Source organism: Amycolatopsis sp. NPDC114478, assembly GCF_055633805.1.
The window spans coordinates 643487-656619 of sequence record NZ_JBVKDO010000002.1 but is presented as its reverse complement, the minus strand read 5'-3'; the positions used below and the strand labels follow the sequence as shown (position 1 = coordinate 656619).

9 protein-coding genes are annotated in these 13133 nt (G+C 71.2%); 7 read left to right on the top strand and 2 right to left on the bottom strand.

All coding sequences use genetic code 11. From position 1 onward, the window contains the following. The first annotated feature begins 2 nt into the window (after positions 1-2). A complete protein-coding gene (locus ACZ7OH_RS07770; protein WP_470280127.1) occupies positions 3-2036 on the top strand; it encodes an MDR family MFS transporter in 2034 nt (677 codons plus the stop codon). Between the two features lie 4 nt (positions 2037-2040). Here ACZ7OH_RS07770 and ACZ7OH_RS07765 read toward each other — a convergent pair whose 3' ends face one another. After that, positions 2041-2880 carry a PHP domain-containing protein gene (locus tag ACZ7OH_RS07765; protein ID WP_470280126.1) on the bottom strand — a complete coding sequence of 280 codons (840 nt, stop codon included), beginning with the start codon at positions 2878-2880 and terminating at the stop codon, positions 2041-2043. Positions 2881-2919: 39 nt separating this feature from the next. On the opposite strand from ACZ7OH_RS07765, the gene ligD reads away from it, so the two are divergent. Together ligD and ACZ7OH_RS07755 are read left to right on the top strand one after the other, a co-directional pair. Further along, positions 2920-3870, top strand: a complete 951-nt coding sequence (gene ligD, locus ACZ7OH_RS07760) for a non-homologous end-joining DNA ligase (protein WP_400906847.1) — start codon at positions 2920-2922, stop codon at positions 3868-3870. Between the two features lie 44 nt (positions 3871-3914). Next, on the top strand, positions 3915-4325 hold the full coding sequence (locus tag ACZ7OH_RS07755) for a hypothetical protein (RefSeq protein ID WP_470280125.1): 411 nt from the start codon (positions 3915-3917) through the stop codon (positions 4323-4325). Here the strand turns inward: ACZ7OH_RS07755 and ACZ7OH_RS07750 are convergent. Then, on the bottom strand, positions 4256-5452 hold the full coding sequence (locus ACZ7OH_RS07750) for a thiolase family protein (protein WP_470280124.1): 1197 nt from the start codon (positions 5450-5452) through the stop codon (positions 4256-4258). The two genes, ACZ7OH_RS07755 and ACZ7OH_RS07750, sit on opposite strands and share 70 nt — an antisense overlap. 131 nt (positions 5453-5583) lie before the next feature. Here ACZ7OH_RS07750 and ACZ7OH_RS07745 point away from each other — a divergent pair, with 131 nt between their 5' ends. The 4 genes from ACZ7OH_RS07745 to ACZ7OH_RS07730 all read left to right on the top strand — a co-directional run bounded on the left by ACZ7OH_RS07745 (position 5584) and on the right by ACZ7OH_RS07730 (position 13129). Continuing rightward, positions 5584-6024: a winged helix-turn-helix transcriptional regulator gene (locus ACZ7OH_RS07745; protein ID WP_470280123.1), complete on the top strand. Its 441-nt coding sequence runs from the start codon at positions 5584-5586 to the stop codon at positions 6022-6024. A gap of 294 nt (positions 6025-6318) precedes the next feature. Then, on the top strand, positions 6319-9912 hold the full coding sequence (locus ACZ7OH_RS07740; protein WP_470280122.1) for a CARDB domain-containing protein: 3594 nt from the start codon (positions 6319-6321) through the stop codon (positions 9910-9912). Between the two features lie 58 nt (positions 9913-9970). Beyond that, complete coding sequence (locus tag ACZ7OH_RS07735) at positions 9971-10732, top strand: SDR family oxidoreductase (RefSeq protein WP_470280121.1); 762 nt, start codon at positions 9971-9973, stop codon at positions 10730-10732. Between the two features lie 99 nt (positions 10733-10831). Next, complete coding sequence (locus ACZ7OH_RS07730; protein ID WP_470280120.1) at positions 10832-13129, top strand: glycosyl hydrolase family 95 catalytic domain-containing protein; 2298 nt, start codon at positions 10832-10834, stop codon at positions 13127-13129. Positions 13130-13133 lie beyond the last annotated feature (4 nt).

Here is a 13133-nt window from a genome sequence, read left to right as displayed (position 1 = left end):
GGATGACGGCCACCGCGGAGGTCGCCCGGGAGCCGGGACCCGCGCCGCTGAGCAAGGCCCGGGTCAACGCCGTGTTCGGTGCCGTGCTGCTGGGGATGCTGCTGGCCGCGCTGGACCAGACCATCGTCGGCACCGCGCTGCCCACCATCGTCGGCGACCTCGGCGGCGCCGGGCACCTGTCCTGGGTGGTGACGTCCTACCTGCTGGCCGAGACGATCATGACCGTGGTCGTCGGCAAGCTCGGCGACCTCTTCGGCCGCAAGCTGATGTTCCAGCTGTCGGTCATCGTGTTCGGCGTCGGCTCGTTCTGCGCCGGGTTCGCCGACAGCATGGTCTGGCTGATCGTCTGGCGCGCCGTGCAGGGCCTCGGCGGCGGCGGGCTGATGGTCACCTCGACGGCGTTGATCGCCGACGTCGTCCCGCTGCGCGAGCGCGGCAAGTACCAGGGCGTACTCGGCTCGGTGTTCGGCGTGGTGACCGTGGCCGGGCCGATGCTCGGCGGGTTCTTCGTCGACCACCTGTCCTGGCGCTGGGCGTTCTACGTCAACATCCCGCTGGTCGTCGTCGTGCTGGTGGTGGCGTCGTCGGCGATGCCGAACGCCCGCGCAGCGATCAAGCCGGTGATCGACTACCTGGGCATCCTGCTCATCGGCCTCGCCGCCACCGGCCTCACGCTCGTCACGAGCTGGGGCGGCACGCAGTACGCGTGGGGCTCGCCGACGATCATCGGGATGGCGACCGGGTCGGTGGTGCTGCTGGCCGCGTTCGTCTTCGTGGAGCTGCGGGCGAAGGAACCGATGCTGCCGATGCGGCTGTTCCGCAACCCGGTGTTCACCGTCGGCGGGATCATGAGCTTCGTCGTCGGGTTCGCGATGCTCGGCGCGCTGTCGTACCTGCCGACGTACATGCAGTACGTGCAGGGCACGTCGGCGACGACGTCCGGGGTCCGGCTGCTGCCGATGGTGCTGGCGCTGCTCGTCGCGTCGATCGCGGCGGGCAACGCCGTGAGCCGCACCGGGCGGTACAAGATCTTCCCGCTGGCCGGCGCCGCGGGCATGACGATCGGGCTCTACCTGCTCTCGCGGCTCGACACCGACACCGGGTTCTGGGAGGCGTCGGCGTACATGGCGGTGCTCGGCCTCGGCATCGGGCTCGGCATGCAGGTGCTGACGATCGCCGTGCAGAACACCGTCGACTACGCCGACCTGGGTGTCGCGACGTCCGGGGTGACGTTCCTGCGCTCGATCGGCAGCTCGTTCGGCGCGGCGATCTTCGGCACGGTCTACGCCAACCAGCTGACGCCGAACCTGGCCGCGGCGGTCGCTTCGTTGCCGCCGAGCGTCGATCCTCGGGCTCTGCAAGTACCCACCGCTTTGCACGCGCTGCCGGGCGCGGTGTCCGCGCCGGTGATCAAGGCGTACAGCGACTCCTTGCACGTCGTGTTCCTCGCGGCGGCGCCGGTCGGGCTGGTGGCCCTGGTCCTGGCGTTCTTCCTCAAGGAGGTCCCGCTACGCGACACGGCCCGCGCGGCGGCCCCGGACCTCGGCGACGGCTTCGCGATGCCGGAAGCCCGCACGGACGACCGCGAGCTGGAACGCGCGGTCGCGACGCTGTTCTTCCGGGAACGCCGCAAGGTCGCCCCGGCGATCGTCTCGCGGGCGGGGACCGAGCTGGACGAAGGCGGCATCTGGTGCCTGCTGCAGGTCCACCTGCGCGAACGCCGCGGCGAGCCGGCGACGCTCCGGGCGATCGGCGAGTACTTCGGCGTCCCGGCCCAGGTCCTCGAACCGGCGTTCAACCGCCTGGAGCTGACCGGTCACCTGCGTTACGTCCGCGACGGCTGGGAGCTGACCCAGCCGGGCCGGGAGGAGTTCGCGAAGGTCGTCGGCGCCTGGCACGACTGGCTCGCCGACCGCCTCGGCGACTGGGGAACGGGCAACCGCGCCGACCTGGACGCGGCGATCGGCCGGGTCGCCGCGAGGCTGCTCGACCAGAGCGCCGAGTCCCGCGCCTACGGCCGGCACGCCCTGGCCTGAGCGGTCAGCGGCGCCAGAAGTCGTGCGGCGTGCGGCCCGGGCGGAAGCCGCACGACTCCACCAAGGCCGCCGCCTCCGCGAAGCCGCGGCCGACCAGGCCGGGCTCGTGCGCGTCACTGCCGAACGCGACCGCCTCCCCGCCGGCCTCGAACCACCAGCGCACCACCTCACCCGGCAGCGGCACCTGGGTGTTGACCTCCAGGGCACGGCCACTCGCCTCGAGGGCGCGCAGCACGATCCGGAACTCCTCCTCGAAGTCCTGCGCGACGAATGGCGGCCCTTCGGCCGGCCACGATCTGAGCGCGTAGTCGATGTGCGCGAGTACCGCGAACTCCGCCGTCGACTCGACCAGCGCGAGCACCTCCGACAGGTAGGCCCGCAGGATGTCGCCGGGCGGCCGGCCCGACACGACGGTCAGTTCGTGGTAGTGCCCGTCGTCGCCGGGCAGGGAGTGCACCGAGCCCAGCACCCGGTCGAAGTCGTGGGCCGCGAGGAGCGCGTCGGCGCGCGGGCGGTGCCAGTGCGGCTCGCTCAGCTCGACCCCGGAGAGGATCCGCAGCGACGGGAACCGTTCGCGGCACTCGGCGACGCACGCCAGGTAGCCCGGAACGTCGAGGTCCGGCGGCTCCAGGACACCGTCGGGCCGCAACCGCACCCGGAAGTGGTCCGGCAGCAGCGGCCGGACCGGCTCGGGGATGAGCCACGGCGTGAGGTCGGCGTGCTCGGTGAACGCCACCGACGGCAACCCCAGTTCGAGCGCCCGCTCGCACGACCCGATCATCGACCCGGTGACGGTGTCCCAGGACCACTCGGTGTGGACGTGCCCGTCCGGCGGGAGGCTCACCGGCCCACCGTAACGCGGTTTTTGGGCTACGGTCTGGCCATGGCGCAGAAGTCGGCGGCGATCGAGCTGGAAGTCGGCCCGCACACGGTGCGGATCTCGAACCCGGACCGGGTCTACTTCCCGGCCCGCGGCGAGACGAAGCTCGACCTGGTCAACTACTACCTCTCGGTGGGCGACGGCATCGTCAACGCCCTGCGCGAGCGGCCGTGCATGCTGCACCGGTTCCCGTCCGGCGTGGCGGGGGAGAAGGTCCACCAGAAGCGCGTCCCGAACGGCGCGCCGCCGTGGCTGGAGACCGTCCGGGTGACCTTCCCGCGCTACAACCGGCACGCCGACGAGCTGTGCGTCACCGAGCTGGCGCACGTCGCCTGGGCGGTGCAGATGTCCACTGTGGAGTTCCACCCGTGGAACTCCCGGCGCGCCGACACCGAAAAGCCCGACGAGTGGCGCATCGACCTCGACCCGATGCCCGACTGCGGCTACGACCGCGTCCGGCGGGTCGCGCACGTGGCGCACGAGGTCCTCGACGAGCTCGGCGCGGTCGGCTGGCCCAAGACCTCCGGTGGCCGCGGCCTGCACGTCTACGTCCGCATCGAACCCCGCTGGGGTTTCTCCGACGTCCGCCGCGCGGCGCTGGCCTTCGCCCGCGAGGTCGAACGCCGCGCGCCCGACGACGTCACCACGACCTGGTGGCGCAAGGACCGCGACCCGCGCACCCTCTTCGTCGACTACAACCAGAACGCCCGCGACCACACGATCGCCAGCGCCTACTCGGTCCGCGGCAACCCGGAAGGCACGGTGTCGACGCCGATCCGCTGGGACGAGGTCGACGACGCCGAGCCGGGCGACTTCACCATCGCGACGGTCCCTGCCCGCTTCGCCGAGCTCGGCGACCTCCACGCCGGCATGGACAAAGCCGTGTTTTCGCTGGATCCGCTGCTGGAGTGGGCCGACCGCGACGGCGTCGAAGAGCCACCCGAACCCGACTGACGTATTTTCCGGGCGGGCTCGCCGCTCTGCCCGGGGTGAAAGTCGTGCTGTCGGGATTGGACGCGGACGCGTGGAGCCTGGTCGCGTTGCAGGTGGTCCTCGAACGCGAGGGCCACACCGTGTGCGTGGCGGCCGAGGCGCTCGACGCCTGCCGCCGCGTACGGCCGGACTGCCTGGTGCTGTCCACTGTGCACGGCGCTTCGGGCGCCGACGTGCTGCGCCGCGTGCGCGCCGACCCGGCGCTCGCCCGCCTGCCGGTGGTCCTCGGCGGCCGGCTGAAGAACACGCGCGCGGACCTGCTCGACCTCGGCTTCGACGAGGTGTTCCCGGTCGCCGCCACGGATCCCGGGGGAGCCGTGGCGGCGCTGCGGGCGTACCTGGCCCGTCAGTCCAGGCGCTCGATGATCGTGGCGTTGGCGAGGCCGCCCGCCTCGCACATCGTCTGCAGGCCGTAGCGGCCGCCGGTCTGCTCCAGCACCGACAGCAGCGTCGTCATCAGCCGAGCGCCGCTGCCGCCGAGCGGGTGGCCGAGGGCGATCGCGCCGCCGTTGACGTTGACCTTCGCCAGGTCCGCGCCGATCTCGGCCTGCCACGCGAGCACGACGCTGGCGAACGCCTCGTTGACCTCGAACGCGTCGATGTCGCCCACGGACAGCCCGGCCCGGGCGAGGACCTTGCGGGTGGCGGGGATGACGCCGGTCAGCATGTACAGCGGGTCGTCGCCGGCGACGGCGAAGCTGTGGATCCGCGCGCGCGGCCGCAGCCCGAGCGCCTTCGCCGTCTCGGAGCTGGTGAGCAGCAGCCCCGCGGCGCCGTCGTTGATCGGCGAGGAGTTCCCGGCCGTCACGTGCCAGCCGAGCTCGGGGAACCGCTGCTCCCAGACGTCGGCGCGGAACGCCGGCTTCAGCCCGCCGAGGATCTCCGGGGTCGTCGACGGCCGCACGGTCTCGTCGGTCGTGACGTCGACGAGCACGCCGTCCGGGCCGGGCGCCTTGAGCGGCGCGACCTCGCCGGCGAACTTCCCGTCCGCCCACGCCTTCGCCGCCCGCTGGTGGCTTTCCGCGGAGAACTCGTCCAGTTGCGCCCGGCTGAAGCCCCACTTCGCGGCGATCAGCTCCGCGCTGATGCCCTGCGGCACCAGGCCGTCGGGGTAGCGGGCGGCGACCTGCGTGCCGAACGGGTCGCGCCCGGCCACCTGGCTGCCCATCGGCACCCGGCTCATCGACTCGACGCCGGAGGCGATCACGACGTCGTACGCGCCGGCGATGACGCCCTGCGCGGCGAAGTGGACGGCCTGCTGGCTGCTGCCGCACTGCCGGTCGACGGTCACCGCAGGCACCGACTCCGGCAGGCCCGCGGCGAGCGCGGCCCAGCGGGCGGTGTTCATGCTCTGCTCGCCGATCTGGCCGACGGCCCCGCTGATCACGTCGTCGATCCGGGCCGGGTCGACGCCGGTGCGCTCGACGAGCGAGCGGAGCGCGTGGGCGTGCAGGTCGACCGGGTGCACCCCGGCCAGTGAACCGTTCGGCTTGCCCTTGCCGATCGGGGTCCGTACCGCGTCGACGATCACCGCGTCCGTCATGGCGTCTGCCTCCTCGCAGATCGGGGATGTCTTCGGTATACGCCGAGTAAGTTGGATTACACAACTCACCTGTACGCCAGGTCACACGCGACTGAAGTGCTAGGTTGGATTTTCAACCCCAGGGAGGTGGCATGACCCGGCGTGGTCGCGAATGCTCGGTCGCCGAGGCCCTCGAGGTCGTCGGCGAACGGTGGAGCCTGCTCGCGCTGCGCGAGATCATGCTGGGGGAGCGGCGGTTCAACCAGATCGCCGAAAACACCGGCGCCAGCCGCGACATCCTCGCCGCACGGCTGCGCAAGCTCGTCGACGCCGGCGTGCTCGAGAAGCGCCAGTACGAAGACCACCCGCCGCGCTTCGAGTACTACCCGACCGAAGCCGGCCGCGCGCTGCAGCCGATCCTGCTCGGCCTGATGGCCTGGGGCGACAAGTACGTCCACGAGGGCGAGCCGCCCACGCTCTGGCGCCACGCCTGCGGTGAGGTGCTGGAACCGGCGACCGTCTGCGCGCACTGCGGCGACCCGGTCAACGCCCCGGGCACCCGGGCGATCCGGCTGGGCGCCGTCCACTCCTGACCGAAGCTCCCCAAGGCCTCCTCGCATCCCCCGCGAGGAGGCCTTTTTCGCGGCCGGGCGTTGACTTGAGACCCCCGTCACGGTAACTCTTGAACGAATCAGTGCAAGAACCTGACAACAGCGCGAGAAATCACAGCAGACGTCAGGAAGATCCCGCCCAGCCCTCGACGAAGAGGTGCCCATGACGGCTGTCCCGTGCTGCCCGCGCGCGCCCCCGGGTCCGGTCCGCGCGTGCCCGTTCCCTGGTTCTGCCGTCCCCACGCGTCTCCCCTCCTCCCCGGATCCGAGGACCCCATGAGAACGAAGCGACTCCTGTCGCGCGCGGCGACCTACGCCGCCCTGTCCCTCCTCCTGGCCGCGCCCGCCGTGGCGGCGAGCGCCGCCCCGGCCGCCACCCCCGCGGCCTCCGCCGTCCACCCCGCGGCCCAGGCCGCCTCCGCGACCTACACCGCCAGCAGCCAGCTCGGCGAATATCCGGCGGTGAACGTCGGCGACGGCAACCAGGCCACCTACTGGGAAAGCACGAACAACCAGTTCCCGCAGTGGATCCAGGCGGACCTCGGCACGACGTCGGCCATCGCCCAGCTGGTGCTCAAGCTGCCGTCGAACTGGGAGGCCCGCACCGAGACCTTCAGCGTGCAGGGCAGCACCACCGGCACCGGCTTCAGCGATCTGAAGGCCTCGGCCGGCTACCGCTTCGACCCCGCGACCGGCAACACCGTGACCGTGGACGTCACCGGGAACACCCGGTACGTCCGGCTGAACGTCACGGCCAACACCGGCTGGCCCGCCGCGCAGCTCTCGGAGTTCGAGGTGCACGGGCCGGCCGGCGGGGACACGCAACCGCCGTCCGCGCCCGGCAACCTCGCCTACACCCAGCCGGCGAGCGGCCAGATCCGGCTCACCTGGTCCGCTTCGACCGACAACACCGGCGTCACCGGCTACGACGTCTACGCCAACGGCCAGCTCCGCGGCAGCGTCGCCGGGACCGTCCTGACCTACACCGACACCCAGCCGGACGGCACGACCGTCGCCTACTACGTCCGCGCGAAGGACGCCGCGGGCAACCAGTCGGCGAACAGCAACACCGTGACCCGCACCGGCACGCAGTCCGGGACGAACCTCGCGCTGGGCAAGCCGATCACGGCGTCCTCGGCGCAGTTCACCTTCGTCGCCACGAACGCCAACGACGACTCCCTGACGACGTACTGGGAAGGCGGCGGCGGGACCTACCCGAACCTGCTGACCGTCGCGCTCGGCTCCAACGCCGACGTCGACCACGTCACCGTCAAGCTCAACCCGGACCCCGCGTGGGGCCCGCGGACCCAGACGATCGCCGTCGAAGGCCGCGAGCAGAGTTCGACCGCGTTCACGACGCTGTCCGCCGCGCAGACCTACAGCTTCGACCCGAACAGCGGCAACACCGTCACCATCCCGGTGAGCGGCCGCGTCGCCGACGTCCGCCTGCGCGTCACCGCCAACTCCGGCGCCGGCGGCGGGCAGGCCGCGGAGTTCCAGGTCTTCGGTGTGCCCGCGCCCAACCCGGACCTGACGGTCTCGGGCGTGTCCTGGTCGCCGCAGAACCCGGTCGAGACCGACGCGATCACCGCGTCGGCGACGGTCCGCAACATCGGCACGGCCGCTTCGGGCGCCACGAACGTGAACCTCTACCTGGGCACCACCAAGGTCGGCACCGCGAACGTCGGCGCGCTGGCCGCCGGGGCGTCGACGACCGTGTCGGCGAACATCGGCACCCGGGACGCGGGCAGCTACCAGCTGACCGCGAAGGTCGACGAGGCCAACGCCGTCATCGAGCAGAACGAGGACAACAACTCCTACACGAGCTCGACGGCCCTGGTCGTCAGCCCGGTGCAGAGCTCCGACCTCGTCGCGGCCACGGCGTGGTCGCCGAACAACCCGTCCGCGGGCAACACGGTCACGTTCACCACGACCCTGCGCAACCAGGGCACGATCGCGAGCGCGAGCGGCGCCCACGGCGTCACGGTGACGATCGCCGACCAGAACGGCACCGTCGTCAAGACCCTGACCGGCAGCTACACCGGCACCATCGCCGCGGGAGCCACCGCGGCACCGGTGACCGTCGGCACGTGGACCGCCGCCAACGGCCGGTACACGGTCAAGACCGTCGTCGACGCCGACGCGAACGAGCTGCCGGTCAAGCAGGCCAACAACACGAGCACGCAGGCGCTGTTCGTCGGCCGGGGCGCGAACATGCCTTACGACATGTACGAGGCCGAAGACGGCGTCGTGGCCGGCGGGGCTTCGGTGATCGGGCCGAACCGCACGATCGGCGACCTCGCGGGCGAGGCGTCGGGCCGCAAGGCCGTGACGCTGAACTCGACCGGCTCGTCGGTGGAGTTCACCACCCGCGCGTCCACCAACACGCTCGTCACCCGGTTCTCCATCCCGGACTCGGCGGGCGGCGGCGGGATCGACTCCACGCTGAACGTCTACGTCGACGGCACGTTCCTCAAAGCCATCGACCTGACCTCGCACTACGCGTGGCTCTACGGCGCCGAAACCGGCCCGGGCAACTCGCCGGGCGCCGGGCCGCGGCACATCTACGACGAGGCCAGCACGATGCTCGGCACCACCGTGCCCGCCGGGCACAAGATCAAGCTGCAGAAGGACGCGGCCAACAGCACGAACTACGCGATCGACTTCGTGAACTTCGAGCAGGCCACCGCGGTCGCGAACCCCGACCCGGCGCACTTCGCGGTGCCCGCCGGGTTCACGCAGCAGGACGTGCAGAACGCCCTCGACAAGGTCCGCCAGGACACGACGCTCACCGGCGTCTACCTGCCGGCCGGGGACTACTCGCTGTCGAGCAAGCTGAACGTCTACGGCAAAGCGGTGACGGTCACCGGCGCCGGGCCGTGGTTCACGAAGTTCTCCGCGCCTTCGGGCCAGGAGAACACCGACATCGGCATCGACGTGCAGGCGAGCGCGAACGGGTCGACGTTCAGCGGGTTCGCGGTGTTCGGGAACTACACCTCCCGCATCGACGGCCCCGGCAAGGTGTTCAACCTGACGAACGTCGCCAACCTGACGATCGACAACATCTGGGTCGAGCACCAGGTGGTCATGGTCTGGGGCACGAACGTGGACAACACCACGATCAAGAACTCCCGGATCCGCGACACCTTCGCCGACGGCGTCAACCTCACGAACGGGAGCACCGGCAACCACGTCACCAACAACGAGGCCCGGTCCACCGGCGACGACAGCTTCGCGCTGTTCGCCGCCACGGACATCAACCAGGGCAACCAGTACGACAACGTGTTCGAGAACCTGACCTCGCTCACCCCGTGGCGCGCGGCCGGACTGGCGGTTTACGGCGGGTACAACAACACCTTCCGCAACCTCTACATCGCGGACACGCTGACGTATTCGGCGATCACGATCAGCTCGCTCGACTTCGGCTACCCGTTCCTCGGGTTCGGGCCGCAGCCGACGACGGTCCAGAACGCCTCGCTCGTCCGGGACGGCGGCCACTTCTGGGGCCAGCAGACCTTCCCGGCGATCTGGCTGTTCTCCGCGTCGAAGGAGTTCCGCGGCATCCGGGTGTCCGATGTGGACATCCAGAGCCCGACCTACAGCGGGATCATGTTCCAGACCAAGTACGACGGCACCACGCCGGAGCACCCGGTCGAGGACACCGTGCTGACGAACGTGTCGATCACCGGCGCGCACCGCAGCGGGGACGCCTTCGACGCCAAGTCCGGGATCGGGATCTGGGCCAACGAGCTGCCGGAACCGGGCCAGGGCCCGGCCGTCGGGTCGGCGACCTTCACCGGGCTGACGCTGAGCGACAACGACCAGGACATCCGCAACACGACGTCCACCTTCACCATCGTCCGCAACTGAGCAGAGCGTGCGGTGCCCGCCGGGAAGGCGTTTTCCCGGCGGGCACCGCCGTGCCAGGATGGCGCCGGAGGTGGTCGACGTGCGGATCCTGGTCACCGGCGGCACCGGGCAGCTCGGCTCGGCGGTCGTGGCGCGGCTGCGGGCGGCGGGCGAGGAGGTCCGGGTGCTGAGCAGGCGGGCCGCGCCGGACGTCGTCCGCGGCGACCTGCGGACCGGGCGGGGCATCGACAGCGCGGTGGCCGGCGTCGACGTCGTCGTCCACTGCGCCACCGACTACTTCGGGCGCGAAGCGGAGCTGGCCACGACGCTGGTCGAAGCGGCCCGCTGGGCGGGCGTCACGCACCTGGTCTACGTCTCGATCGTCGGCGTCGACCGCGTCCCGCTCGGCTACTACCGGACCAAGCACGAGACCGAGGAGCTCATCGCCTCTTCCGGTCTGCCTCACACGATCCAGCGGGCGACGCAGTTCCACGGCCTGGTCCGGACGCTCCTCGCGGGCGCGACCCGGCTCCCCGTGGTGCCCGTGCCGCGGGTCTCCTTCCAGCCGGTGGACGTCCGGGACTTCGCTCGCCGGCTGACGTCGCTGGCGCAGGACGACCCGGCGGGCCGGGTGCCGGACTTCGGCGGCCCGGAGATCCTGACGGCGACCGAGCTGGCCCAGGCCGTCGGCGAGGCGAACGGGCGGTTCCGGCGGATCGTGCCGCTGAAGGTGCCGGGGGAGACGTTCCGGGCCTACGCCGACGGTGGTCATCTGGCGCCCGAGCACCGCGACGGCGAGATCACGTTCCAGGAGTACCTCACCGAGCACGCTCATATGTAATCGGATTAATTACGAAGAATCTTGACCTCGGATCCGGATAGGTCATATGTTTGGCGGGCTGCACGCCGGTCCCCGCCTTCAACGCCGAACGGATCCGACATGTCGAACCCTCCCTCTCGCCGTACCTTCTTCAAGCTCGGTGGCGCGGTCGGCGCCGGTCTCGCCTTCAGCGGCATTCCTCCTTTCGTTGCCCATGCGGAGGTCCTGCGTCCGGCCGAGGCGGACCTCGTGCCGGACGGCCGGGCGACGACGCTGTGGTACCCGGCGCCCGCGGCCGAGGACAAGATCATCGAGCAGGGCCTGCCGATCGGCAATGGTCGGATCGGTGCCCTCGTCGGGGGTGACCCGGCCGCCGACTTCCTCTACCTCGCCGACGCGTCGCTGTGGACCGGCGGCGCCAACGACGTCCTCGACGACGACGGCCAGTTCCCCTACGAACGCGAGAAGTTCGGCACCCTCGGCCTGCTGGCGAAGCTGCGGATCTCAGTGCCCGCGCACACCGGCGTCACCGAGTACCGCCGCACGCTCGACCTGAGCAACGGCGTCGTCGTGCTCACCTACCGGCACCAGGGCGTGCGGTACCGCCGCGAGTACTTCGCGAGCCACCCCGACGACGTCGTGGTGATCCGGCTCAGCGGCGGGCCCGTCACCGGCTCGGTCTCGCTGGAGCCCACCCGGGGCGAGACCATGTCCGGCGCGGCGGCGTTCACCGGGACGTTCGCCAACGGCCTGAAGTACGCGTGCACCACGTCCGGAGCGACGTTCAGCGGTAGCCGCGAGGTCGTCATCGTCGTGAGCGGCGGCACCAACTACGTGCCCGACGCGGCCCGGAAGTTCCTCGACGCGTCCCTCGATCCCTTGGCCCTCGCGAAGCAGAAGGCGTCGAAGGCCCAGCGCGCCGGGGGTGGCGCGCTGCTGGCGACGCACGTCGCCGACTACCGGCGGCTCTACGACCGGATGACCGTCGACCTGGGCCAGTCGCCGCCGGCGAAGCGGGCGCTGGACACGTGGTCGCGGCTGCTGGCCCGCCACGACGACCCGGCCACGCCGGACCCGGAACTGGAGGCGAGCTACCTGCAGTTCGGCCGGTACCTGACGATCACGGGCTCGCGCGACGGGCTGCCGATGGGCCTGCAGGGGCTGTGGCAGAACACCAACACGCCCGACTGGATGAGCGACTACCACACCGACATCAACGTCCAGATGAACTACTGGCTGGCCGACCGGGCGGCGCTGCCCGGGAGCTTCACTGCCCTGGCCGACTACTGCCTGGCGCAGCTTCCCGTGTGGACGGACAGCACGCAGCGGCTGTTCAACGACCCGAGGAACCGCTTCCGCAACACCAGCGGCAAGATCGCCGGCTGGGCCGTCGCGTTCTCGACGAACATCTACGGCGGCTCCGGCTGGTGGTGGCACCCCGGCGGCAACGCGTGGCTGTGCAACTCGCTGTGGGACCACTACGCGTTCACCCAGGACAAGGCGTACCTCGCGCGGATCTACCCGCTGCTGAAGGGCGCGGCCGAGTTCTGGGAGGCCCGGCTGGTCCCGATGACGGTCGACGGCCGCGAAGTGCTCGTCGACGACCACGACTGGTCGCCCGAGCACGGCCCGCAGGACGCCCGCGGGAACACCTACTCGCAGGAGATCGTCTGGGACCTGTTCGAGCACTACCGCGAAGCCGTCGCGATCCTGGGGCGCGACCGCGCGTACGGCGACCGGATCGCGGGCCTGCAGCGGAAGCTGTACCTGCCGAAGGTGAGCCCGACGACCGGCTGGCTCGAGGAGTGGATGTCGCCGGACAACCTCGGCGAGACGACGCACCGGCACCTGTCCCCGCTGATCGGCTTCTTCCCAGGCGACCGCATCGCCGCCGACACGGCGCCGCCGGAGCTGCTCGACGGCGTGCGCGCATTGCTCGTCGCGCGCGGGATGGACAGCTACGGCTGGGCGTGCGCGTGGCGGTCGGCGTGCTGGGCGCGGCTCAAGGACGCCGACCGCGCGTACCAGCTGCTGCTCACGGTCCTGCGGCCGTCGGTCGCCCACGGCAACGGCACCGCGCCGAACTTCTTCGACATGTACAGCCAGGGCAGCTACACGATCTTCCAGATCGACGCGAACCTCGGCGCGCCGGCGGCGATGGCCGAGATGCTCGTCTACTCGCGGCCGGGGGTGCTGGAGCTGCTGCCGGCGCTGCCCTCGGCGTGGGCCGGGTCGGGCCGGGTGACCGGCATCGGCGCGCGCGGCGGCTTCGAGGTCGACCTGGCCTGGCGCGCCGGGAAGGTGACGCGGGCGGTGATCACGAGCGTCGGCGGGACCCGGACGGAGGTGCGCGCCGGGCGGTGGCGCCGGGTGATCGGCCTGCGGCCGGGGCAGTCGGTCACGGTCCAGCCAAGTTGAGGAG

Coding starts and splice junctions, on each gene's coding strand:
- ACZ7OH_RS07735 (WP_470280121.1), top strand. CDS start 9,971: ATGGCGCCGGAGGTGGTCGACGTGCGGATCCTGGTCACCGGCGGCACC.
- ligD (WP_400906847.1), top strand. CDS start 2,920: ATGGCGCAGAAGTCGGCGGCGATCGAGCTGGAAGTCGGCCCGCACACG.
- ACZ7OH_RS07740 (WP_470280122.1), top strand. CDS start 6,319: ATGAGAACGAAGCGACTCCTGTCGCGCGCGGCGACCTACGCCGCCCTG.
- ACZ7OH_RS07745 (WP_470280123.1), top strand. CDS start 5,584: ATGACCCGGCGTGGTCGCGAATGCTCGGTCGCCGAGGCCCTCGAGGTC.
- ACZ7OH_RS07730 (WP_470280120.1), top strand. CDS start 10,832: ATGTCGAACCCTCCCTCTCGCCGTACCTTCTTCAAGCTCGGTGGCGCG.
- ACZ7OH_RS07750 (WP_470280124.1), bottom strand. CDS start 5,452: ATGACGGACGCGGTGATCGTCGACGCGGTACGGACCCCGATCGGCAAG.
- ACZ7OH_RS07770 (WP_470280127.1), top strand. CDS start 3: ATGACGGCCACCGCGGAGGTCGCCCGGGAGCCGGGACCCGCGCCGCTG.